Origin of the sequence: Bradyrhizobium commune, from assembly GCF_015624505.1 — a bacterium.
GTDB classification, from domain to species: domain Bacteria; phylum Pseudomonadota; class Alphaproteobacteria; order Rhizobiales; family Xanthobacteraceae; genus Bradyrhizobium; species Bradyrhizobium commune.
In genome coordinates, this window is the sequence record NZ_CP061379.1 from 1,471,355 (window position 1) to 1,493,143 (window position 21,789).

The window sequence follows — 21,789 nt, forward strand, 5'->3', positions numbered from 1 at the left end:
CGGCTTCAGGCCGCCGGCCGCTCCGCCACACTGGCGAGCGCGTCGCGGAGAATCTTCTCCTTGGTCTCGTCCAGGGACGTCTTCAACACAACTCCGCCGGCTTCCTTGATCTCGTTCAGCACCTTGTCGGCCGTCATGTTCTTGATCAGGACGAAGAGCGCGGCGTTGCCGGCGTGGAGCGAGGCGGACAGCTCTTTCATGAAGGAATCGTTGATGCCGAAATCGGACAAAGCGCCTCCAAGCGCGCCGGACGCGGCGCCGAGCGCGACACCGATGATCGGATTGAGGAAGAGAACTCCGATCAGCAGCCCCCAGAAGCTGCCGGTAATTGCGCCCGTCGCCGTGGTGTTGACGAGCTGGTTGAGCCGGATGCTGCCATTCTCGGCCTTGACGGCGATCACCGCGTCACTGATGGTGATCAAATATTCCTTTTGCAACTTAAGCAGCCGCTGACGGACTTCTTCGGCCTTTGCCTCGCTCGGGTATACGATTGCGACCAGATCAGACATGGAGACCTCCTGGGTATTTCCCGCAGGATTGACCGCGGGAAGACCGGTGCCAATTGCATTGGCGCGGAGACTACGCTGCGAACACAAGCTCGGTATCCATGAAAACCCTTGGACGCTAAAGAGATCGTTCCTGATCATTGTATCGAGGGATTCCCTCGGCACGACCTGCTCGATCCAGGTGGTCTTCAGCTCGCCGCGAACATTAGCGCTGCTAGCAGCAGCGCGACCAGGAGCAGGGAGATGCCGGCGGCGGACCATTGACGAAGAACGTCGTCGCCGCTTACGACAAGGCTGCTCAATCCAAGACAGCCGCGCCGGAGCGGACCGGCCACTCTGATGAGCGCTTTCCAGGCCGCTGAAGAGCCCAGCGGGTGCGGCCATGGGCTGAGCAAGATCGCAAGCGCTGCGCCTCCGAGCACAGGCAAGAGCAATTTGGGCAGCGCGTCGATGCCGAACAGGCTCGATGTCGGACCATACCGGACTGGCAAATACGAGTTCCAAGGCAACAAGCCAAGCAATAGCGAACAGAGCGCCAAGGCAAGCGCCGCGAGGTCGCGTCCGAGCGGCGCTCGGCCGACGAGGGCAATCGACTGGTCTGATGGCGCGAGCGCGTGGGACAGGACCAGCACGACATAGGCGGTCGTGAACATTCCGGCGGCCTGAAGCACGAGGGCCCACCACCACTGCCCCGTCCTCGCCGTCTCCTGGAGCAATAACTCCTTTGCGAGTGACGCTCCGCTCGGTTGAACACCCATCAAGGCGATGCCGCCAATTGCGAACGCTAGGACGCTCAAGGGCAGGGCCCGTGCGACACCGCGCAGCCCGGTGATGCGATCGTGGCCAAGCCCGGCATAGATTGATCCGGCGGCCATGAACATCGCCGCCTTCGCCGTCGCATGGGAAACTGCTTGCAACAGGCCGCCCGCCAGGGCCTGGTCGTTTTCGAGCTTTCCGGATGCGCCGAACGCGAGAGGAAACATCAGGAAGAGATATCCGATCTGAGCCAGCGTCGAATATGCAATCAGGAGCTTGAGGCGCTCTTGCCGGAGCGCGACAACGCTTCCGAACACGATCGCTCCGGCTCCCAGCGTCGCGAGCAATTGCGCGGCAGCCAAACCGGGCAAGCCCGGCATGGCATCGAACCAGAGTCGCACAAGAATGAAGAACGACCCCTTCACGACCAGACCGGACAGCATCGCGCTCGCAGCGGCCGGTGCGCCGGCATGAGCGGGCGGCAGCCAGAGGTGCAGCGGAAAGAGTGCAGTTTTGGCGAGGAGACCGCTTGTCATCAAGGCCGCCGCGATGAGCACGCCGGATTCGGCGCTCACGCGATGCGACAACAACACGATATCGAGTGTCCCGTAGAGACCATAGAGCAGCGCGGTGCCCAGCAGATAAAGGACCGAACCGAGCAATGCGAAGAGCAGATATCGCAACGCGGCCCGAAGCGTCTCCGCGCGACCGTCGAGCGACACCAGAGGCACCGCGGCGAACGTCAGCAGTTCCAGCGCAACATAGAGCGAGAAGAGGTCGCCGCCGACGAAGATCGTGTTCAGCGCGCCCCAGATCGCCAGCAGCAGAATCCATAATGCGAATGGTGCGCGCGCTTCGGCAGCTTGGGGACGAAAATCGGTCGCGGCAAAAATGGCGACCGCGCAGATCACGACCGCCGTCGTCGCGAGCATGACTGCCGACAATCCGTCGGCGCGGAGGGCTACGCCGAGCGGCGGCGGCCAGGCGCCGAGCAGATAGACGAGGTGGCCGTCGCTTCGCGGCAAGAGCACGAGAACCGCTGCCGCAATCGCCAATCCGGCCGGCATGACCGTGAAGGCGACCTGCCGAACGTAGCGCTCGCCGAAAGCGAACGCCAGCAAGATACCCGCGACCGGCAACGCGATCGACAGCACCAGCAGGACGCCGCCGGCAGTTGTCACCAGCACGGGGGCAGGGGGCAGCATCAGCCACCGGACGGATCGGAGGGCGGGCTCGCCGGCGCCGGACCGTCGAGTGTCGTCGAGCCGGCGATCTGGAAGAGCCGCAGCAACAGGGCGATCGCCAGTGCCGTCGCGGAAAACGCCACCACGACTCCGGTGATCACCAGGGCTTGCGGCACCGGGTCGTTGCCAAAGGCGGCTGCGGCGCCTCGGCGTCCGACAATGCCGAACAGAAGAAACACGCCGCTGCCGAGCAGGTTGAATGCGATGATCTTGCGAAGTGGTTGCGGATTCGCGATCAGGCCGTAGAGCCCGAGCCCGACCGCCGCGGCGGCGCATAATCCGAACACCGTCACGGCGCTCATCACTCGGCGCTCCTTTCCGGTGCGCCGGCGAGCAGCAGGCCGAGCGTCGTCGCGATCGTCAGTAGCATCGCGACCTCGATGCCCAGAATCAACGGTTTGGCGAACGCGACCGGATAAGCAAGGAACGCCGGCCCAAAACAGAGCCCGCCAAGGCCGACGACAAGGAACAGGCCAGGTCCGGACACCAGGATGAGCCGTAGCCATCGACTGCGCACGGGCGGCGTATCCGCCAGTCCGGCCATGATGACCAGCAGCCACATGGATGCGAGAACCGCGCCGCCCTGAAACGCTCCGCCGGGGTGATCAGCGCCCGTCCACAGGATGTAAATGCCGACGACAATGCCGGCGGGCGGCAACAGGCGCGCGAGAAAGGCGAGAACACCATTTGGATCGGCCTGGTGGCGCAGTCCGGGACGACCGCCCCAGGCCTGGTCCGATGCGAGCGACCAGACGCCGACGATGGCGAGCAGGAGCACGACCTTCTCGAGCATGGTGTCCATCCCGCGGAATGCCATGAGCACGTTGGTGACGGGGTTGGCCATTCCGGTCGCCCCGGAATTCGAGACGACCTCGGGCGCGAGCGTTGGCGCTGGATCGGGCAGAAGCAGGATTGCGACGGCCAGCGCTGCCGCGATCGACGCGGACAGGATGGCCGCGCTCAGGCGCACGATCAGGCTAGGTGCTTCCGTTGTCATCGCCTCGGTGTCGCGCAGCCGGGCCGCCGCGCCCAGCAGCACGACGCCGCCCAGGCCTCCGCCAATTGCAGCCTCGGTCAGCGCAACATCGACGGCGTCAAGACGGACCCAAATCAGCGCAACCAGAAGTCCGTAGGCGATAAAACCGACCGTGGCCGAATAGGTGTCGGGGACGGCGATCGTCCAGATGGCGAGGCCCAGCACCACGGCGGCGAGCGCGATCTCGAACACTGTTGCGATGCTCATTTGCCAGATCCGCTCTGACGTGCCGTGCGCGCTATCAACTGCGAGACGGAGGCGCCCGCGAGCAGCACGAACATCCAGATGCTGATCAGCTTCAGTCCGTCGCGCAGGCCTCCTGTTTGGGGGAGCAGCCCGAGCACGACGAAACCCAGACCGAGATTGTCGGCCTTACTGAGCGCGTGCAGACGCGTCAGGGTGTCGGGAAAGCGAAGAAGGCCGACAGTGCCGGCGAAAAAGAAGAACACGCCTGCCGACACCCCCGCAACCGTGATGATGTCGCGTACGACGCTCATCTGTCCTCCCCCGGACCGGCTCCATCGGTTGCGAGGCGGGAAAGCCCTTTCTTGACGAACGCGATGGATGCGAAGGTGGCGAGCAGTGCCAGGATCAATGCCACGTCGACGGCCGCCGGCACGCCTGTCACGGTCCCGAGCAGCAGCAGGACGGCAATGCCCGCGGTCCCGATCAATTGTGTCGCCATCATCCGGTCTGCATCTGTCGGGCCACGCAAGATCGACACCAGCCCGAGCGCCAGCATCGTCAGGATCAAGCCGACTGCGGCGGTCAGGAATTCAGTCATTGTAGAGCGCTCGAACCAACGCCGCTTCCTCGGCGGCAAGCTCGGCAACGACCGGTTGCTCGATGTCGAGGCAGTGATAGACGATCTGCCCGTTCTCCTCCCCGGTCGGCACCGTGCCGGGCAAAAGGCTGGTGAGTGTCGTGAACACGTTACGTCGCATCCCGCGCGAAAGGCCGGTCGGATAGACCACCAATCCCGGGCGCAGCGGCAGCCGGGGATCGAGCGCGCGACGCGCGACGTCTACGCCGGCGACCACCGACTGGTACAGGAAAAGCAGCGCCAGGCGTGCCATGGCAGTAACCGACCGCCGCGATCTGCTCGGCTCCAGCAGGTGCAGGCTTGTCCAGGTTGCTGCCGCGATCGCAGCCGCCGCGGCAGGAAGATCCGCGGGATTGACGCCGGCAAGCACGAGCCAGAGGCAGAGGAAAAATGCGGCTCTGAAAGTCGCAATCCGCCACAATCCTCCAACCGCGACGGCCGCACGTCCATCCCGACCACCTGAGGATCCTGTCATGCTGGTTTCCTCGGTTGCTCCCGGATTGTGTCGCCTGGGGCCCTGCCATTCCAACGACGGAGCAGCGGCAGGGGCGTCTATCCGCGAGTCATGCGCTGCATCGATCCGCAAGCCGGCGTGGCGATACATCATCATCCAGAAGGGTTCGGATGGCGCCCACGAGTGGATCGTCCGGCGCCATCGCCTTCGCTTGGGATAGGATCTTGCGACCCTGCCGCGCAACTACTGCGACGCCTGCCGAGCGAAGCATGTGCCGCCTCGTCCGCTTCTGGATGCACGGCACTGCTCTTCGGTAGAGTACCTGCAGTTCGTGTGTCCCTTAAACTTGGAGCACCATTGGTTCTGCGGGCTCTGCTGGGCCTGCGCCGAGGTTGACAGAGGCGTGATCGCCAGGGTCCCCAAGATCGCGGTTGCAACGAAGATAAACTTTCGCATTTGAAATCCTCCTGGTCGTTCAAGTCGGTTGGAGCCACGTTCAAGTGTCGATGTTCAGGCGTTGGTCGCGGCCCAGGTCGATCGTCACGTTTACGAGTCCCCGGATCGGTGACGCCGATCATGTGAAGTGTGAGTCGCGCGCAGCCGCGCGCCTCGCGCGATTGCTCCACATGACGATTGCATCATGCGTCGTCCACGGAACCGGCGACATCGGGTGATTGCCTGATCACGTCCTAGGAATCTGCTGATGGCCGACCACGGATTCCATCCGGCGCCACCGAGTAGATTTACCGATGTTGACGGCGGACCCCATCGGCAAAATGCCGATGGCGGTACCGGGAAACGCGACTGCAGAAGGCGCAATCCTCCCGGCAAGATCTCACTCCCGGAACGGAACAGCTCATGTTCATGCACGGCAGCCGATCCGCGCCTCGAAACATTCTCACATCGACGCTGGTGACGGCGATCTCGCTGATGCTGGCAGGATGTGGACGGGAAACCGAAACCAAGGACGCATCTTCGCCGCGGATCGTACGCACCGCGACCGTGGAAAAGCGCAAGGTCACAACGCCGCTGACATTCTCCGGACGGGTCGAGGCGGAAGACGAGGTGAATGTCGCATTCCGGATCTCGGGACGCTTGTTGAGCAATGACACCAAGATCGGCGACCGGGTCAAGGCCGGTCAGGTGCTGGCGCGATTGGAGTCGCAGAATGAGCTGAGCGCGCTGCGACAGGCGCAGGCATCCCTTGCCGCCGCTCAGGGGCAATTGACACAGGCGCGCAATCACTTCGACCGCCAGGAGACGCTGTTGGCGCAGGGCTGGACCACGCGCGTCAATTACGACGCCGCAACCCAGGCGAGGCAAACCGCGCAATCGCAGGTCGATGCGGCCGAAGCGCAGCTGAGTTCCGCGCATGACCTCGTCAGCTTCACCGAGCTCAAGGCTGATGCACCCGGCGTGATAACGGCCACAGGTCCGGTCGCCGGCGAGGTCGTCCAGGTCGGGCAGATGGTCGCCAGGATTGCGCGGCAGGACGGCCGTGATGCGGTCTTCGACGTCCCCGCTCAATTGATCAGGTCGGCTTCCGCTGATCCAGAGATCACCGTCAGCCTGGCTGATGATCCGTCGATAACCGCACAAGGGCGCATTCGCGAAGTTGCAGCACAGGCCAGTGCCGTGACCCGGACCTTCGAGGTCAAGGTCGGCCTGACGGATCCGCCGGCGGCGATGCGTTTGGGTGCATCGGTGATAGGACGAGTGAACACAAGCGCAGGGCCGATGATCGATATTCCATCTACCGCGCTGACCAGGATGAATCAGCAGCCTGCCGTATGGATCGTCGATCGGGCCACCAACACGGTCGCGGTGCGAAACGTGGATGTGCTGCGGTTCGATGAAGCGCAGGCCATCATTTCCCAGGGGCTCGACGTCGGCGAAATAGTTGTCACCGCCGGCGTTCAGGCGCTGCATCCGGGTCAAAAGGTCCGAGTTCTTGGATCCGAGCCATGAGCGGAATGAATCTTTCCGATTGGGCTCTGAAACACCGTTCGCTGGTCGTCTATATGATGATCATTGCGGTGGTCGGAGGTTCACTCTCCTATTTCCGGTTGGGTCGCAATGAAGATCCGGCCTTCATCATCAAGACCATGGTGGTCCAGGCCGCGTGGCCCGGAGCAACTGTGGAAGAGACGATGAAGCAGGTCACCGAGCGCCTCGAACGTCACTTGCAGGAAACGCCGCATCTGGACTTCTTGCGAAGCTTCACAAGGGCCGGTGTCGCAACCGTCTTTGTAAATCTGAAGGGGAGCGCGAATGCAAAACAGGTAGCCGACACCTGGTACCACGTCCGAAAGACGATCGGAGACATGCGTCATACGCTGCCCGCGGGCGTGATCGGGCCCGGGTTTAATGACGAATTCGGCGATACGTTCGGTATCATCTATGGTTTCAGCAACGACGGCTTCACCCAGCGAGAGCTGCGCGATCGGGTCGAAGACGTTCGCTCGAGGCTGCTTCTCGTACCTGACGTGTCAAAGATTGAGCTTCTGGGCGAACAGGATGAGGTGATCTTCGTCGAGTTCTCCACCAAGGAGCTTGCGGCCCTCGGAGTTGATCGGTCCGCGCTCATTGCGGCGCTCCAGTCGCAAAACAGCGTGCGTCCGGCGGGAACGATACAGACCGGCTCGGAAAGTATCTCGATTCGGGTGTCAGGCAGCTTCCAGTCGGAGCAGGACATCGCCAACATCAACTTTTCCGCCGGTGGGCGTATGCTTCGCCTGAGCGATATTGCGCAGGTGCGACGCGGCTACGCGGATCCACCCCAGCCGATGTTTCGGATCAATGGCAAACCGGCAATAGGCCTTGCAATCGCCATGCGGGATGGCGGCGACATTCTTGCGCTCGGCGCCAATATTAGAAGGGCAATGGCGCAGATCACCGCGGATCTCCCCATCGGAATCGAGCCCAGCCTGGTCGCGGACCAGCCCGTTGTGGTCGACCAGGCGATCCGCGAGTTCACGGTCTCGTTGATGCAGGCGATCGGCATCATCATGGTGGTGAGTTTCATCAGCCTGGGCGTGCGACCCGGCCTGATCATCGCGCTCGCCATACCATTCACGCTGGCGATCGTGTTTCCGATCATGGGACTCCTCAGCATCGATATGCAGCGAATATCGCTTGGCGCGCTCATCATTGCGCTCGCGTTGCTGGTCGACGATGCGATGACCACGACCGATGCGACGCTCAGTCGGCTCGCAGAGGGCGACAGCAAGATAGAGGCGGCAACTTTCGCGTACCGGACCCACGCAATGGCGATGCTCGCGGGCACGCTGGTGACGATCGCGGGCTTTATACCGGTCGGCTTTGCTGCGAGTTCCGCGGGTGAATACACGTTTTCGCTCTTCGCCGTCGTCACGATCGCACTGCTGGTGTCCTGGTTCGTTGCGGTCATTTTCACGCCACTGCTCGGAGCGGCCATTCTCGTTCCGCCGAAGCCGACAAGCACGGCGGATCCGGGCAGGATCTTCCGCATGTATAGGAGCTTCCTGACTTTCGCGATGCGCGCGAAATGGCTGACGATCGCAGCCTCCCTGGCGCTCTTCGTTTGTTCGGTGCTTGCGCTGCCGCTCATCCCGCGACAATTCTTTCCATCGTCGGACCGGCCAGAGTTGCTCGTAGACCTGAGCTTGCCGCAAAACTCGTCAATCCACGCGAGCGAGGCCGCAGCAGAGCGCCTGGATACTGCCCTTTCGACCGATGCCGATGTGGCGCGGTGGAGCACCTATGTGGGGCGCGGTGCCATCCGCTTCTATTTGCCCCTGAATGTTCAGCTCCCGAACGATTTCTTCACGCAGGCCGTCGTGATCGCCAAGGATGTCGCAGCACGCGAGCGCCTGCATTCCAAGCTCGAAAAGCTGCTCGCGCAGGAGTTTCCCAACGCGATTGCGTTTGTTTCTCCGCTAGAGCTCGGACCGCCGGTGGGATGGCCGGTGCAGTATCGGGTCAGTGGACCTGACGTGGAACGGGTGCGCGAAATCGCGCTCAAGGTCGGACAGATCGTCGCTTCCAGTCCGGACACCAAACAGGTGAATTTCGACTGGATGGAACCTAACCGCCAAGTGCGTATCCGCGTGGACCAGAATGAGGCCCGCCTTCTCGGCCTGAGCTCGCAGACGATCGCGACAGTCTTGAACACGGTCATATCCGGCACACCCATTACTCAGGTTCGCGACGATATTTACCTGGTCAATGTGGTGGCGCGCGCGACCAACGAGCAGAGGGTCTCGCTGGACGGTCTGCGCAATCTGCAGGTGGCGCTCCCGGGTGGACAGACTGTTCCTCTCGGCCAGTTCTCCTCCTTTGAATATGACCAGGAGTTTCCGCTCATCTGGCGGCGCGACCGCATTCCAACCCTGACGGTCCAGGCTGCCATTGCCGGTGACAGATTGCCGGAGAGCGTGGTCACCTCGCTCTCGACGGCGATCGAGAACTTCAGAAAGACCCTTCCTTCGGGATACAGCGTGGTCGTCGGCGGCACCGTGGAGGAAAGTCAGAAGTCGCAGGCATCTGTGCTGGCGGTGGTGCCGGTGATGCTGTTCGTCATGTTCACCGTCCTCATGGTGCAGCTTCAGAGCTTTCCGAGACTGTTGATGGTGCTGAGCGTGGCGCCGCTCGGCCTGATCGGCGTCGTTGCAGCGCTGATGCTGTCCGGCAGGCCCTTGGGTTTTGTCGCCATTCTCGGCGTACTCGCGCTGCTGGGCATGATCAGCAAGAACGCGGTCATCCTGATCGGACAGATCGACGCCGAACGCGCTTTGGGCAAGACGCCCTGGGACGCTGCGGTGGATGCCAGCAGCTCCCGTTTTCGGCCGATCATGTTGACGGCCGTATCGACTGTTCTAGGGATGATTCCAATCGCGCCAACGGTATTCTGGGGGCCGATGGCGTTCGCGATCATGGGCGGACTCCTGGTCGCGACCGTTCTGACGCTGGTCTTCCTGCCGACATTGTATGTGGCCTGGTTTGCGCGGGACGGAAACGCGGAACCACGTGCGGGATCGCATCCGGCCTGAGTGCTTCTAAAATCGCAGTAGCCAGGGCACCAGCGCCAAGGCAGCCAACATCACAATGACGGTGAAAGGGACGCCGATCTTCAGGAAATCGCCGAAGCCGTAATTGCCCGGTCCGACGACCAGGGTGTTCACCGGTGAAGACACCGGCGTCATGAAGGCGGCCGAGGCCGCGATGGCGATAATCATAGCGAAGGGATACGGCGAGGCGCCGACATCCTTCGCCACAGCGAGCGCTACGGGTGCCATGAGCACTGCCGTCGCCGTGTTCGAGATGAACAGGCCAAGGGCGGCCGTGATCACGAAGAGCAGCGCTAACAGCACCCGCGGTGATGTCTCGCCCGCAAAATGCGTCACCGCGTCGGCTGCGAGATCGACGCCGCCGGTCCGTTTTAACGCCAGCGAAAAGGGCAGCATGCCGACGATAAGGACCAGACTCTTCCAATTGATCGAGGCGTACGCGCTGTTGAAATCCACGCAGCGCAGCAACCCCATCAGCAAGCAGCCGATCAGAACCGCATGCACGTTCGGCACCACGCCGCTGACCATCATGCCGACCGTCAATGCCAGCACCGTCAGTGCCTGAGGTGCGAGGTTCGCGGCCGGCAGAACCTCCTTGTGCTCGGTCGGCAGGTTCAGCACGACAAGATCGGAGAATTCGGATCGCAGCTTGCGGATGTCGGACCAGAAGCCGGTCAGCAGAAGGGTGTCACCGACCTTCAACGTCTCATCGAGCAACCCCTGTCTGACGACCTTGCCACCGTGCCGCAGCCCCAGCACAGTCAATCCCATTTCGCTGCGCACCCGCGCCTGCAAAACGCTCGAGCCGATCAGCTTGGACTCCGCCGGGACGATGACTTCGACCATGCCGATTTCCTGCGAACGATCGGTGAAGTAGCCGCAATCGCCCAGCGGGAGCCGCTCGACCTTATAGTCGTTCAGCATTCGGTTGATCTCGGTAGGGGGCGCGATGACGTCGAGCAGCAGGATCTGGCCGGCGGCGAGCTCGGTCCTTGCGTTCGGGCGGATCGCCTCGGATCCGAAGCGGCCGGGAAGCTCGATGGCGAGCAGATTCACGCCGCTGTCCCGGAGCGAGAGCTCTTCCAGGCGCTTGCCGACCAGCGGCGAGCCAATCAGCACGCGGACGCGCAAGGCTCGGTCGGTGAGGCCATACTGCGTGACCCAATCAAGCATATTCGGCTGGCGGCGCTCGCCGTTCACACGCTTGGCCGAGACGGGCAGAAACCGCCGCGCGAACAGCATATAGGCAATGCCAAGCGCCAGAAATGCGAGCCCAAAGGGCGTGAAGCTGAAAAAGCCGAAGCCGGCCTCACCCTGACGGATCAACTCGGCGTTCACCACCAGATTCGGCGCCGTCGCAACGAGGGTGAGCATGCCGCTGATCAGGGCTGCAAAGCTCAGGGGCATCATCAACTGGCTCGGCGCGGCTCCCGTGTTCTGACAAATGCGCAGCACCACCGGGATGAATATGGCCACCACGGCGGTCGAACTCATGAATGCACCGAGCCCACTGACTGCGAGCATCAGCAGCGCCAGCATGCGCGTCTCGCTGCTGCCGGCGGTCTTATTTAACCAATCGCCGAGACGACGCGCCACGCCGGTGCGCACCAGCCCCTCTCCGATCACGAAGAGGCCTGCGATCAATACGATGCTGGGATCGCTGAACCCCGCCAGCGCCTCGTCGATGGTAATCACCCCGGTGAATGGCATGATCACGATCATCAGCAGCGCGACCGCGTCCATGCGCGGACGATTGGCCATGAACATCACGATCGCGGTCGCAAGCAGCAGAAGAACCAAAGCAAGATTGGTGTTCATGCGGAATACCCGGTCGGTTGAAACGCAAGCTGCTCATCCTGTGCAACTGGTCATCCTTTGAACGGCCAGAAGATGGGTACGAGAAACGTGGCCACCAGGAAGAACCAGAGCAGCAGCGGCAGGCCCATCCTCCAGAAATCACCGAATCGATAGCCGCCGGGGCCCTGCACCATGAGGCTTGCCGAGGCGGCGATGGGCGTGAGGAAGGAAGCAGCCGCAGCCACCGCAACGGTCACCAGCGCGGTGCGTGGTGAGACACCGACGGCTTCGGCGGAGGCAATCGCTATCGGAATGACGATGAGTGTCGTCGCCGTGCTGCTGATCAACTGACCGATCAGCGCCGTGAGCAAAAACAGCGCGGCCAGCAGCGCGTAGGGGCTCGCATTGCCGACGATGTCGACGAGCGCATCGGCGATGAGATAGGCCGCACCGGTCTTGTACATGGCGGTCGAGAGCGGGATCAGCGACGCCACCATGATCAGCACGTTCCAGTTGATCGCCCGGTAGGCCCGCTCGATCTTGAGTACGCCCGACAGGATCACCGCGCAGGCCGCCGCCAACCCGGCGACGACTCTCGGCACGGCGCCCGTCGCCAGCAGCGTAACCATGACTGCAAGAATGATAACCGCGCGCACGGAGCCGGTGCCCAGGGGCCTGGCCTGGCGACGGATCATGTCAGGGGCGGCAACGACGAGCACGTTCGGATCGCGCGTCTGCTCCTCCAATGCTTCCCAGCGGCCTTGCAGCAGCAGCGTGTCACCGGCTGCCAGAACGGTTTCTCCGGGCCCGAGATTCTCGCCACCGCGCTGAATGCCGAGGATAATCAAATCGCCACTTGCGGTGATCATGCCGGGGAAGACGGTCTCATCGATCAAACGAGAGCGGGGCGGCAGCACCACCTCGGCGAAGCCATGGCTGTTGTTGAACAATGCCTCTCGCATCTTGGCGGCCGTCTCCTGGCAAGGCGTCAGGCCATGCTGTTCGGCGAAGGCGTCCATTGCCGCCTGTTCACCGCGCATGATGAGCCGATCGCCCTCCACGAGAGAATGTTGCCACGAGATGCTGTTCTGGTGGCGTGGGCGAATAGCGATGAAGCTGAGCTCCGGATGGTTCTCGCGCTCCAGCCGCGATTCCAGCACCGCCTGCAACGTACCGAGATAGGGCGAGGCGGCGGTGATCTCGAACTGATACACCCGATCAAACAGCTTGTATTGCTCGGTCAGCATCCGCGAATGATGGCTCAGATCCTCGGGCATTTCCCGGCTGGTGCGCACCGGTAGCAGCCTCTGGCCGAAAAGAACCACAATGGCCACGGTGCCTGCCAGGAGCGGCACGCCGATCACCGTCATCTCGAAGAATCCGAAGGGCGCGAGACCGATATCGCTCGCCGCGTCGGAGAGCAGCACGTTCACAAGGCTTCCGGTCAGCACCAGCATCGAGCCCGAATAGGAGGCGAAGGCGAGAGGCATCATGAGCTGCGCGGGCGGGCGCTTGAGCCGGACGGAGACGATCACCAGCACGGGCAGCAGCGCAGCCACCGCACCGCCCGAACCGATCAGCGCCGTGAGAAAGGCCACGAGCAGCGTGGACAGCACCAACAGGCGTGTCCGGCTTTCGCCCGCGTAGCGGATCAACACCTGGCCCGCCCACGCGGTGACGCCGGAGCAATCCAGGCTGGCACTCACCACGAAGAGCGAAGCAATGAAGAGGACCGTGGTGTCACCGAAACCCGCCAGCGCCTCGTCGAGTTCCAGAATGCCGGTCGCGTAAAGCACGAGCGTCGCGCTTAGCGCCACGACCGCGACCGGCACGAGGTTCGAGACGAAGAGCAGCACCATCATAGCGATGATGGCGAAGGTAATGAGGATATGCGGCGTCATCGCACCTCGCGACGGCGGTCCGGCCTGGGGCCGGCGCCGCTTGCCCGTGCCGCTCTACCGCGACAACGCTTCCAGAATACGCGCCCAGGAGCGGATCCCCTTATGGAAGCTCTTGAGATTGTATTTCTCGTTCGGGCTGTGGATGCGGTCATCCTCGAGGCCAAAGCCCGCCAGCACCACGTCCATGCCCAGCGACTGCTTGAGCTGATGGGTCACCGGAATGGAGCCGCCACCGCCGATGAAGACCGCGGGCTTGCCCCATTCGGCCGTCAATGCGTCGCGCGCCTTGCCGAAGGCTGGAGCCTCGATCGGGAAGCGGATCGCCTGACCCGCGCCATGCTCCAGGAACTCCACGCGACAATCGGCCGGGACGCGCGCATGCACATGCTCCCGGAAGGCCTTGCGGATGGCATGGGGGTCCTGATCGAAAACCAGGCGGAAAGACACCTTTGCCGATGCCGTGGCGGGAATCACCGTCTTGAATCCAGCCCCCTGGTAGCCGCCGCCCATGCCGTTGATTTCGCAGGTCGGGCGCGACCAGACCATCTCCAGCGCGTCGCGACCCTTCTCACCGGCGGGAACCGAAAGCCCGATGGCGCCGAGGAAGGATCTTGCGCTGAAGTTCAGGCTGTCCCATTGCTCGCGCAACGTCTTGGGAAGCTCCGGTACGCCGTCATAGAAGCCGCGCAGTGTGACGCGTCCGCTCTCGTCGTGCAGGTCAGAGAGTATACGGGCGAGGATACGGTTCGGATTGGCCGCGGCCGAACCATAGAAGCCCGAATGCAGGTCGCGATCGGCGGCGTGAACGATGACTTCCTCGCCGCAGAGTCCGCGCAGCATGGTCTGGATCGCCGGCGTCTCGGGGTCCCACATGTTGGTGTCGCAGATCAGGCCGATATCTGCGCGCAGCTCGGCGGCATGGGCATCGAGAAAGCCCGGCAGGTTCGCGCCACCGGATTCCTCCTCCCCCTCCAGCAAAATCGAAATCGGAATCGGCAGTTTGCCGCTGACCGCCTTCCAGGCGCGGCAAGCCTCGATGAAGGACATGAGTTGGCCTTTGTCGTCGGCGGCGCCGCGACCCGTGATGATCTTCGCGCCATCGGGCATGGTTTGGATGGAAGGATCAAAGGGATCGCGATCCCACAGCGCGAGGGGATCCACCGGCTGCACATCGTAATGGCCGTAGAACAGCGCCGAGGGACCGGACACGCTGCGGTCATGCGCCACGACCATCGGGTGCCCCGGTGTCGGGCGCACGGCGGCGTCGAAGCCGATGCCTTTCAGGTCGGCCACGTGCCATTCGGCATTGGCCATACATTCGGCCTTGTAAGCCGGATCGGTCGAAATCGACTTGATGCGCAGGATCGCGAACAGGCGCTCGAGAGCAGCATCGAGATTTGCGTCGATGTTGGACAGGACATCGTCGAGCTTGGTCATGGAGCCCTCCGGGGGGTCTTCTATGCCGTTGGTCGGTACGCGCGGGCGCGATCGCCATATTGTCCGTCGTCGCAAACGCTGTTCCTTGGCGCGAGGTTACGATTGCCTATTCGTTCCTTCCGCGCTTTCTCGGCGCCGGGTCGGGAATTTCGCCCGGCAGGAAATTTGGAAGCTTCCCTGCCGGGAAAATCGCGAGCAAGGCAACGCCAGCCATGATGATCAGACCAATTTTCAAAGCGCGCAATCGCACGACGGTGTTGACGCGCACCGCTTCCGCCACTTGAGCCGGAGAAGCCGTGGTCTGCTCCATCGCGCTCCGCAACCGGTCATTGTTGATGAAGGTAATGTTATCAAGGTCCAGCTGCGCCTGTATCTCAGGCGGCAATTTGGGATTCTCGGCGATCGTGCGCAGAACGGCCGCGCTTAACAGGCCGACGAGGAGCGCTCCGGCCACCGCTGTGCCGACGGCGGCGGCGAGATTGTTGGTCGTGCCGCGCAGCGAGCCAACGTCGCCCGCGAGCTCTTTCGGCGAAGCCGTGACCAGCACGTTGAACAACAGTGTGACCAGCGATCCCTGTCCGATGCCGAAAATCACGAGCCCGAGGAGAACCGGGACGGCGCTCCAATCATTCCTCACGACAAAAGCGAGCCAAAGCAGCGCCACCGTGCAGAGTATGAAGCCATAGCGCCCGATCTGCCTGGGCGTGAGCCGATCGTAGAATCGCACAATCAGCATTGCGGCGAAGAAGACGGTGAGGTTGAACGGCATCATGGCGATCGTTGTCGCCAGCGGGGTGCGTCCCTGCACGATCTGGATGTACAATGGGACCGAGAAATTGAGCATTGCCTCCAGCGCGACGACGGCAAACATCGCATACACGGCGGCCCGTTCCTGCGGCGAGTCGATCACCTCGAGCGCAAGAAGCGGCGTCTTCCCCGCAGCCTGCTGTCTGTGCGTCCAGCTCAAAAAGCCCTGACCGAGCACGATACCCACCACGATCACGATCGGAGCGGGCGACACACCAAAGAGGTCAAACGGCGCATTTGGCCCCGCCAGTCCCAGCCCCCACCGATTGAGGTTGTTGAACCCGAAGCTGATCAGAATGATGGCTGCGGCGGCGAGAACAACACCGACGAAATCGATCCGCACCTCCGGACGCGCCTCATCCGGCCTGAGACGAAAGCTCAAGAGGAAAACCACAGCCGATACGGCGATCAGAATCCCGAACGCCGGGCGCCATCCGATGAATGTGCCTAGAGTGCCGCCGATGACGAACGCCAGAACGCCCGCCGCCGCGCGGGCGGAACCCAATGCGCCAACGGCCGTCGCTTGCTGCCGTCCCTTGTAGTTTTCGGCGATAAGCGCCACCAAGGACGGGACGATCACCGCACCAGCCGCGCCGGACAGGGACTGCGCCGTAATCATGAGATCCGCGTTCGGACTGAATGTCATCAGCACCTGCGCGGCGCCGAACACGGCGACGGCAACGCGGAATACGTGCGTCGCCCCGTAGCGCTGCGTCAGCTTCGCACCGAGCATGACGAAGCCGGCAACCAGCATCGAATAAGCCACGATACCGGTCGCCACGGTCGTGGGCGGAACGCCAAAACTGTTGACCATCCCTCCCAGCGCAACCGGCAGGGAGGCGACGTTGAAAGACATGATCATCTGGCCGAGCGCGATGGTGATCATCGGCACCCAGGATGCATTCTCTTCTTCAACGGAGTGAACCGTCGTCGCAGATGCCATCGTCATGGCGCGTCCCCTGTCTTTTTGTTCTGAGGTCCAGCGACAATCAGCGCCGGCTGAATCTCCGACACTTGCAAACCTACGCTTCCGGGTTGGACATGAATAAATCCATGCCGAGCCGCTGCGACAGATACTTCGCCACGAGCTGTCCCTTGACGCTGTTTCCGGCGCTGTCGAGCGGCGGCGCAAAAGTCCCGAGGCCCCCCTTTCCCGGAGAGACCGTGACGATCCCGCCGCCGATACCGCTCTTGCCCGGCAGGCCGACATCGTAAAGCCAATCGCCAGATGTCTCGTACATTCCGGCAGTCGTCATGACGGCTAGCGCGTAATGACAGACCTCCGGATCGACCACGCGCACTTTCGTGATGGGGTTCACGCCACCATCCGCCAAAGTCGCACCCATGACCGCCAGACCCCTGGCACTCACATTCAGCGCGCATTGTCTGGTGTAGAGATCGGTCGCCTCGGCTGGGTCGCAGTAGATTCGTTCGAAACTCTGGAGCAAGCGAGCGATGCTCTGGTTTCGGAAGTTGGTCTCCGTCGCCGAGGCATAAACCTCGTGGTTGAGCGCAAGCGGGCGGCCGGCGAATTGCGACAATCCGTCGTGGATGAACTTCCATTTCGCGTCAGTCGTCGTCCCCGGTACGAGGCTTGTCGTTGCAATCGCGCCGGCATTCACCATCGGATTTGTCCTGCCATCGGGACTGCGTTCGACGGCAGCGAGCGAGTTGAACGGAAGGCCGGTCGCGTTCGCGCCAAGCCTTTGGCGCGCCTGCTCCGCTCCCAGGGCCTGGCAAACCAATGCAAAGATGAATGGTTTGGAAACGCTCATGATGGAGAATTCGTATTCGGCCGCCCCCACGGCGTAGACCGCGCCGTTGGTGCCGACCACGCAAACGCCGAACAGCTCGCTCGGCACTTCGGCGAGCGCTGGATATACTTGAGAGTTCTTTCCGTCCCTATTTGATTTGTAGCGCGCGTACACCTCGTCGATCAGCGAGATGACCTCAGCCTCGGCCGGCAGGCGCCCGGTTGATACGTAGGAATAGTTGTTCTCGGTGTCGGCTTTCGCATTCATTGCGCGTTCCAAGCCTCCATGATCAGAAGCGCCGAGGGAGCTCCGACATTTGTCGGCTCAAACGCTTCTCGCTCGCCTCGTTTCGTTCACCGCCTTTGACGAGAGCCAGCGGACCGCCATTCAACGTTGATTTTCCTTGGTGAACCATCGGGCGATCTACCCGGACGTCTCGGGGTTTTTCCGGGTGAGGTCTGCGTTGCACCTCACAATCCCCAAGGCAGGCCCAGCAGGTACCAGGCAACGAACAGCACGGTCCAAATGATGGCCATCCAGAGCGTGTAGGGCAGCATCAGCGCGACAACCGTCCCGACGCCCGCCTTCTTGTCGTAAATCTGGGCAAATCCCACCACCATGGCAAAGTAAGCGTTGAGCGGGGTGATCGCATTGATCGGCGAGTCGCCAATCCGGTAGGCCGCCAGGACGGCTGCGGGATCGACGTTGAGCTGCACGAACACTGGCACGAAGACCGGCGCGAAGATGGCCCATTTGGCGATCGCCGGCGTGAATACGAAGTCCAGGATCATGACGACGATGATGAAGCCGAGCAGCAGCCACAGCGTGCCGACATGCGCGCTCTTCAGCGCATCGGCCATCGTCAGGGCCATCAGCGTCGGGATATTGCTGTAGTTGAAGTAATCGACAAACTGGCTGATGACCACGAACAGGAGGATGGTGCCGCTTAGTGAGGCCACCGCCTTGGTCATGGCCGCGATGACGGCCGCCGAGCTGTTCACCGTTTTCGCACCGATGCCGTATGCGACCCCGGTTGCGAGGAACAGTACCATGATGACCCCGATCAGGCCATTCATGAATGGTGAGTTGCCGATGAGGACGCCGGTGGTCGGATTGCGCAGGGGCGCGCCCGACGGAACCGTCAGCAGAAGGAACAGGATCACGACCCCGAGCAGCGCGAAGCCGCTGTACCTCAGCCCACGCGATTCGTCGGCGGAAAGCTGTCCGCCGCTCGGCCCTGGCTGAGCATCGGCGGCTTTCTCGGCCTGGTACGCGCCCAGCCGGGGCTCGATGATGCGGTTGTTGATGAGCGCAATGACGACGGTCAGGACAAGAACGGACGCGATCGAGAACGAGACGTTGGCGGTCAGATCCAGCGAGGTGGTGGGATTGACCATGTGGATCGCGTCGTTGGTGATTTCCGTCAGAACCGCATCAAGCGGCTTGATAATCATGTTCACGGTGAATGCGCCGGCGACGGCTGCAAATCCCACAGCGAGCCCGGCGAGAGGATTTCGGCCAACGCTCAGGAAGGCAGCGCCCGCCAACGGGATCAGCACCACATAGCCGGCATCCGCGGCGATGCTGGACAAGATGCCAACGAACGCGACGATGTAAACGAGCGCCCAGCTCGGAGAGACGGCCACGAGCTTTCTGATCAATGCGTTCACCAGGCCGGCTTCCTCGGCGACGCCGACACCCATCATGGCGACGATCAACAGCCCGACCGCGGTGAAACCCATGAGGTTTGGCACGAGCCGGGTGTAGATGTGGCGAATTCCGTCCGCCGTCAGCAGGCTATTGGCGGCAGTGGTCGCGGTCTCGATCTTGTGGGTATCCGGATTGATGGCCTGGTAGGTGACGCTCGCCCCCAACACGTACAGTAGGTGGGAGAGCGCCAGCACGATGGCGATGAGGATCAGAAATATCACGACCGGGTGCGGGACGCTGTTTCCGACACGCTCGACTGTGTCGAGAGCTCTTTGCGTCATCGTCTTGGATGATGCCGTGTTTGCGGCTTCATTGCGCGCGTTCATATCGGGAAATCCTCCCGCTCCATGGCCGCGAGGGCAGCCACTATCCGAAAGACCATGGATGCACGGAGCCCCTCGGGAGAGGATTGCTCGTCCTTTCGCGATCGGTCTGTTCACACGCTGCCTTGCGAACAATCAATAAGGCGCATCGAAATCCGGCTGAATACCGAAAGCGCCTAGATTGTTCCAGGGCAATTACCTACCCGAACAATCGCCGTCTCTGGCTCGCAATCAGATTGTCTTCAGAACCGCACGGTGGCGGAGCCGAGGATGCGATTGGCGGTGCCAGCGCCGGCGCTGACCGGCGCTGTTGCAGCGGTGCCGCCATACACATCCCGATGCGCGTAGACATATTCAAGGCCGACATCGAGCCATCCGGTCCCGACAGTGCTGCCACGAAGCTCCGCGAACGGGCTCCAGATCAAATTGACGATTCCCTGCTGCATGGTGCTGTTCAACGACGTCGCCGAGGCGGATCCCGGGACGAAGAGTTGGGCATAGGACGGATATTGCTGCCATGCGTAGGAGTAGACGAAATTGCTGCGCAGTTGCGGTGTCCAGAAGCGCCGGTAACCTGCGCTTGCGCCGTAGGTCGGCAGCGCGTCGAGGCTGGGATCGACAACGCCGGGCAGGCCGATGTTCGACAGCGCATCCTGGCCGAAGGTGTTGGCGCCGAAATAGCGCCCGATGCCTTGGCCGTAATAGGCCATGCCGACCAGCTCGTCCGGACCGAACGCCGGTGACAGCCATCGCATCGGGAAGCGACCACTGCCCGCGACACCCCAACCGGCGGTATTGCGCTCGACCGCCGGAGGCGCCGCCGCCGTGCCAGCCGTACGGATGGTGAGATCGCGCAGCAGGCCGCGCAGGTCGAAGCTCAGGCCGTCGTTCCGGTATTCCAGCCGGCCGAGCAAGTCGGGCACGGAGGCAAACGAGGGACTCAGTCCCGCAAAGCCGGCCGGTGTGCTGATCTGCGTGAAGACGCCAGCCACCGACGTGTACTGCGTATCCGGCATCTCGATCGAAACGTGCCCGGTCAATCCCGGAGCCAATGTTGCGGTCGCCCGAAGCTGCGGCTGGCGCACGAATGACTGGTTGAGATTGGTCGAGAAGTTCACGGTTTCGTAGACGCCCTCGTTCCACAGGCTGTTCGCCCAGCCGACCAGTACGCGAAACTGTTCGGTGCCGAGCTCGCCCCAGGCCTGACGGAGCCGAAAGACCGCATTGGGTGAAGCTGCCGTACCCCCGCCGAAGTCTCCTTCCACGCGGGTTTCCAGAGTGCCCCAGGCGATCGCCGTGCGCGTATCCATGCCGATGCGGCTGAACCGGGCAGACAATCCGGTATCGCCGCCCTGGATGTCGGCGGGGCTTCCGGAAAGGGGAATGGCTTGCACCGTCGGCGCATCGGACTGATTGCGGCCATTGAAGTCGTGGTAGCCATGGACGTTGGCGAAACCGTAGAACCGCACCTCGGACTGCGAACCCGGGATACGCAGGGACAAACCCGGGAGATCGGAACGCAACGCGTCCTGGCCTTCTCCGTCGTATTGACTGCCCATCGCTTCGGGTGGACGCAGGCCCGGAAGGGCCGCCGCAGCAGCTTGTGGTGGGATCGCAGCATTCGCAGTCATCCGCGGCTCAGTCGACGCAACCGCGGTCGCAGGCCGCTTTTGCCCGGCGGTGGGTGCGACGGCCTCACGACGTGCGGTGGCCTGAGACTTCGAATACTTGTCGCGCGCTTCGAGTTCGTCGACGCGATGGCGCAGCGCGCTGATCACCTTGTCACCTTCTGTTGCGCGGGCTTGCAGCGCATCGAGACGCCGCAACAACTCTTCCATGGAAGGCGTCTGCTCCTGACTGGCCGGTGTCTGTGCCAAAGCCGGACTGGCGAATATCGCGATTGATGCAATGCCGCAAAGCGCTCGGAGTGTCAGCATTCAAGCCTCCTGTTGGCACGTTTAGGGCACATCGAGTCTTGCGCTCGATTCCAGCGATCGCAAGGCGGCTCCGTCGACGGATCGAAGTTTTCGGCGAGAGTGTGCTATTTCGGTTGTAAAGTAGCGCAGCTGCACCCGCGCTCGGTCGGCTCAAGATTCTGGAGCGCAGAAGCCGCATTCACCGCGAACTTTAATCGTTATGTCGCGTCTGCGACGCTTTGCTTGGCACGAACTGCATAGTCACATGCCGGAATTC

At 62.5% G+C, this 21,789-nt stretch carries 17 protein-coding genes; 2 read left to right on the forward strand and 15 right to left on the reverse strand.

Going from position 1 to position 21,789, the window contains the following annotated elements:
* Positions 1–5: 5 nt before the first annotated feature.
* The 8 genes from IC761_RS07010 to IC761_RS07045 form a co-directional block, all read right to left on the reverse strand.
* The gene (locus IC761_RS07010) at positions 6–509 is read right to left on the reverse strand and encodes a DUF1269 domain-containing protein (protein WP_195802535.1); all 504 of its coding nucleotides are present in this window, start codon (positions 507–509) and stop codon (positions 6–8) included.
* Positions 510–694: 185 nt separating this feature from the next.
* The gene (locus IC761_RS07015; RefSeq protein WP_195802536.1) at positions 695–2,467 is read right to left on the reverse strand and encodes a complex I subunit 5 family protein; all 1,773 of its coding nucleotides are present in this window, start codon (positions 2,465–2,467) and stop codon (positions 695–697) included.
* The gene (locus IC761_RS07020) at positions 2,467–2,808 is read right to left on the reverse strand and encodes an NADH-quinone oxidoreductase subunit K (RefSeq protein ID WP_195802537.1); all 342 of its coding nucleotides are present in this window, start codon (positions 2,806–2,808) and stop codon (positions 2,467–2,469) included. The genes IC761_RS07015 and IC761_RS07020 overlap by 1 nt, the downstream gene beginning before the upstream one ends.
* Positions 2,808–3,749 (reverse strand): MnhB domain-containing protein, encoded by a 942-nt coding sequence (locus tag IC761_RS07025; protein WP_195802538.1) that lies wholly within the window; start codon positions 3,747–3,749, stop codon positions 2,808–2,810. The genes IC761_RS07020 and IC761_RS07025 overlap by 1 nt, the downstream gene beginning before the upstream one ends.
* Positions 3,746–4,039 (reverse strand): cation:proton antiporter, encoded by a 294-nt coding sequence (locus IC761_RS07030; protein ID WP_195802539.1) that lies wholly within the window; start codon positions 4,037–4,039, stop codon positions 3,746–3,748. Before IC761_RS07030 ends, IC761_RS07025 begins: the two co-directional genes overlap by 4 nt.
* Complete coding sequence (locus tag IC761_RS07035) at positions 4,036–4,326, reverse strand: MrpF/PhaF family protein (protein WP_195802540.1); 291 nt, start codon at positions 4,324–4,326, stop codon at positions 4,036–4,038. The genes IC761_RS07030 and IC761_RS07035 overlap by 4 nt, the downstream gene beginning before the upstream one ends.
* On the reverse strand, positions 4,319–4,840 hold the full coding sequence (locus IC761_RS07040; RefSeq protein ID WP_195802541.1) for a Na+/H+ antiporter subunit E: 522 nt from the start codon (positions 4,838–4,840) through the stop codon (positions 4,319–4,321). Before IC761_RS07040 ends, IC761_RS07035 begins: the two co-directional genes overlap by 8 nt.
* Before the next feature lie 222 nt (positions 4,841–5,062).
* Complete coding sequence (locus IC761_RS07045; RefSeq protein WP_195802542.1) at positions 5,063–5,275, reverse strand: DUF3551 domain-containing protein; 213 nt, start codon at positions 5,273–5,275, stop codon at positions 5,063–5,065.
* A 408-nt stretch (positions 5,276–5,683) separates the two neighbouring features.
* On the opposite strand from IC761_RS07045, the gene IC761_RS07050 reads away from it, so the two are divergent.
* Together IC761_RS07050 and IC761_RS07055 are read left to right on the forward strand one after the other, a co-directional pair.
* Positions 5,684–6,787 (forward strand): efflux RND transporter periplasmic adaptor subunit, encoded by a 1,104-nt coding sequence (locus IC761_RS07050; protein ID WP_195804574.1) that lies wholly within the window; start codon positions 5,684–5,686, stop codon positions 6,785–6,787.
* A complete protein-coding gene (locus tag IC761_RS07055) occupies positions 6,784–9,849 on the forward strand; it encodes an efflux RND transporter permease subunit (RefSeq protein ID WP_195802543.1) in 3,066 nt (1,021 codons plus the stop codon). The genes IC761_RS07050 and IC761_RS07055 overlap by 4 nt, the downstream gene beginning before the upstream one ends.
* Positions 9,850–9,855: 6 nt before the next feature.
* Here the strand turns inward: IC761_RS07055 and IC761_RS07060 are convergent, their stop codons facing one another.
* The 7 genes from IC761_RS07060 to IC761_RS07090 all read right to left on the reverse strand — a co-directional run bounded on the left by IC761_RS07060 (position 9,856) and on the right by IC761_RS07090 (position 21,434).
* On the reverse strand, positions 9,856–11,685 hold the full coding sequence (locus IC761_RS07060; RefSeq protein WP_195802544.1) for an SLC13 family permease: 1,830 nt from the start codon (positions 11,683–11,685) through the stop codon (positions 9,856–9,858).
* A gap of 50 nt (positions 11,686–11,735) precedes the next feature.
* The gene (locus IC761_RS07065; RefSeq protein WP_195802545.1) at positions 11,736–13,565 is read right to left on the reverse strand and encodes an SLC13 family permease; all 1,830 of its coding nucleotides are present in this window, start codon (positions 13,563–13,565) and stop codon (positions 11,736–11,738) included.
* Positions 13,566–13,619: 54 nt separating this feature from the next.
* A complete protein-coding gene (locus IC761_RS07070; RefSeq protein WP_195802546.1) occupies positions 13,620–15,002 on the reverse strand; it encodes a M20/M25/M40 family metallo-hydrolase in 1,383 nt (460 codons plus the stop codon).
* 106 nt (positions 15,003–15,108) lie between these two features.
* Positions 15,109–16,758, reverse strand: coding sequence for an MFS transporter (locus tag IC761_RS07075; protein ID WP_246791454.1), 1,650 nt, complete (start codon positions 16,756–16,758; stop codon positions 15,109–15,111).
* Positions 16,759–16,831: 73 nt separating this feature from the next.
* Entirely contained in the window at positions 16,832–17,830 is a 999-nt protein-coding gene (glsA, locus tag IC761_RS07080) for a glutaminase A (RefSeq protein WP_195802547.1), read from the reverse strand.
* A 203-nt stretch (positions 17,831–18,033) separates the two neighbouring features.
* Positions 18,034–19,599 (reverse strand): AbgT family transporter, encoded by a 1,566-nt coding sequence (locus tag IC761_RS07085; protein ID WP_195802548.1) that lies wholly within the window; start codon positions 19,597–19,599, stop codon positions 18,034–18,036.
* Positions 19,600–19,838: 239 nt separating this feature from the next.
* Positions 19,839–21,434: a DcaP family trimeric outer membrane transporter gene (locus IC761_RS07090; protein WP_195802549.1), complete on the reverse strand. Its 1,596-nt coding sequence runs from the start codon at positions 21,432–21,434 to the stop codon at positions 19,839–19,841.
* Between the last annotated feature and the right edge of the window lie 355 nt (positions 21,435–21,789).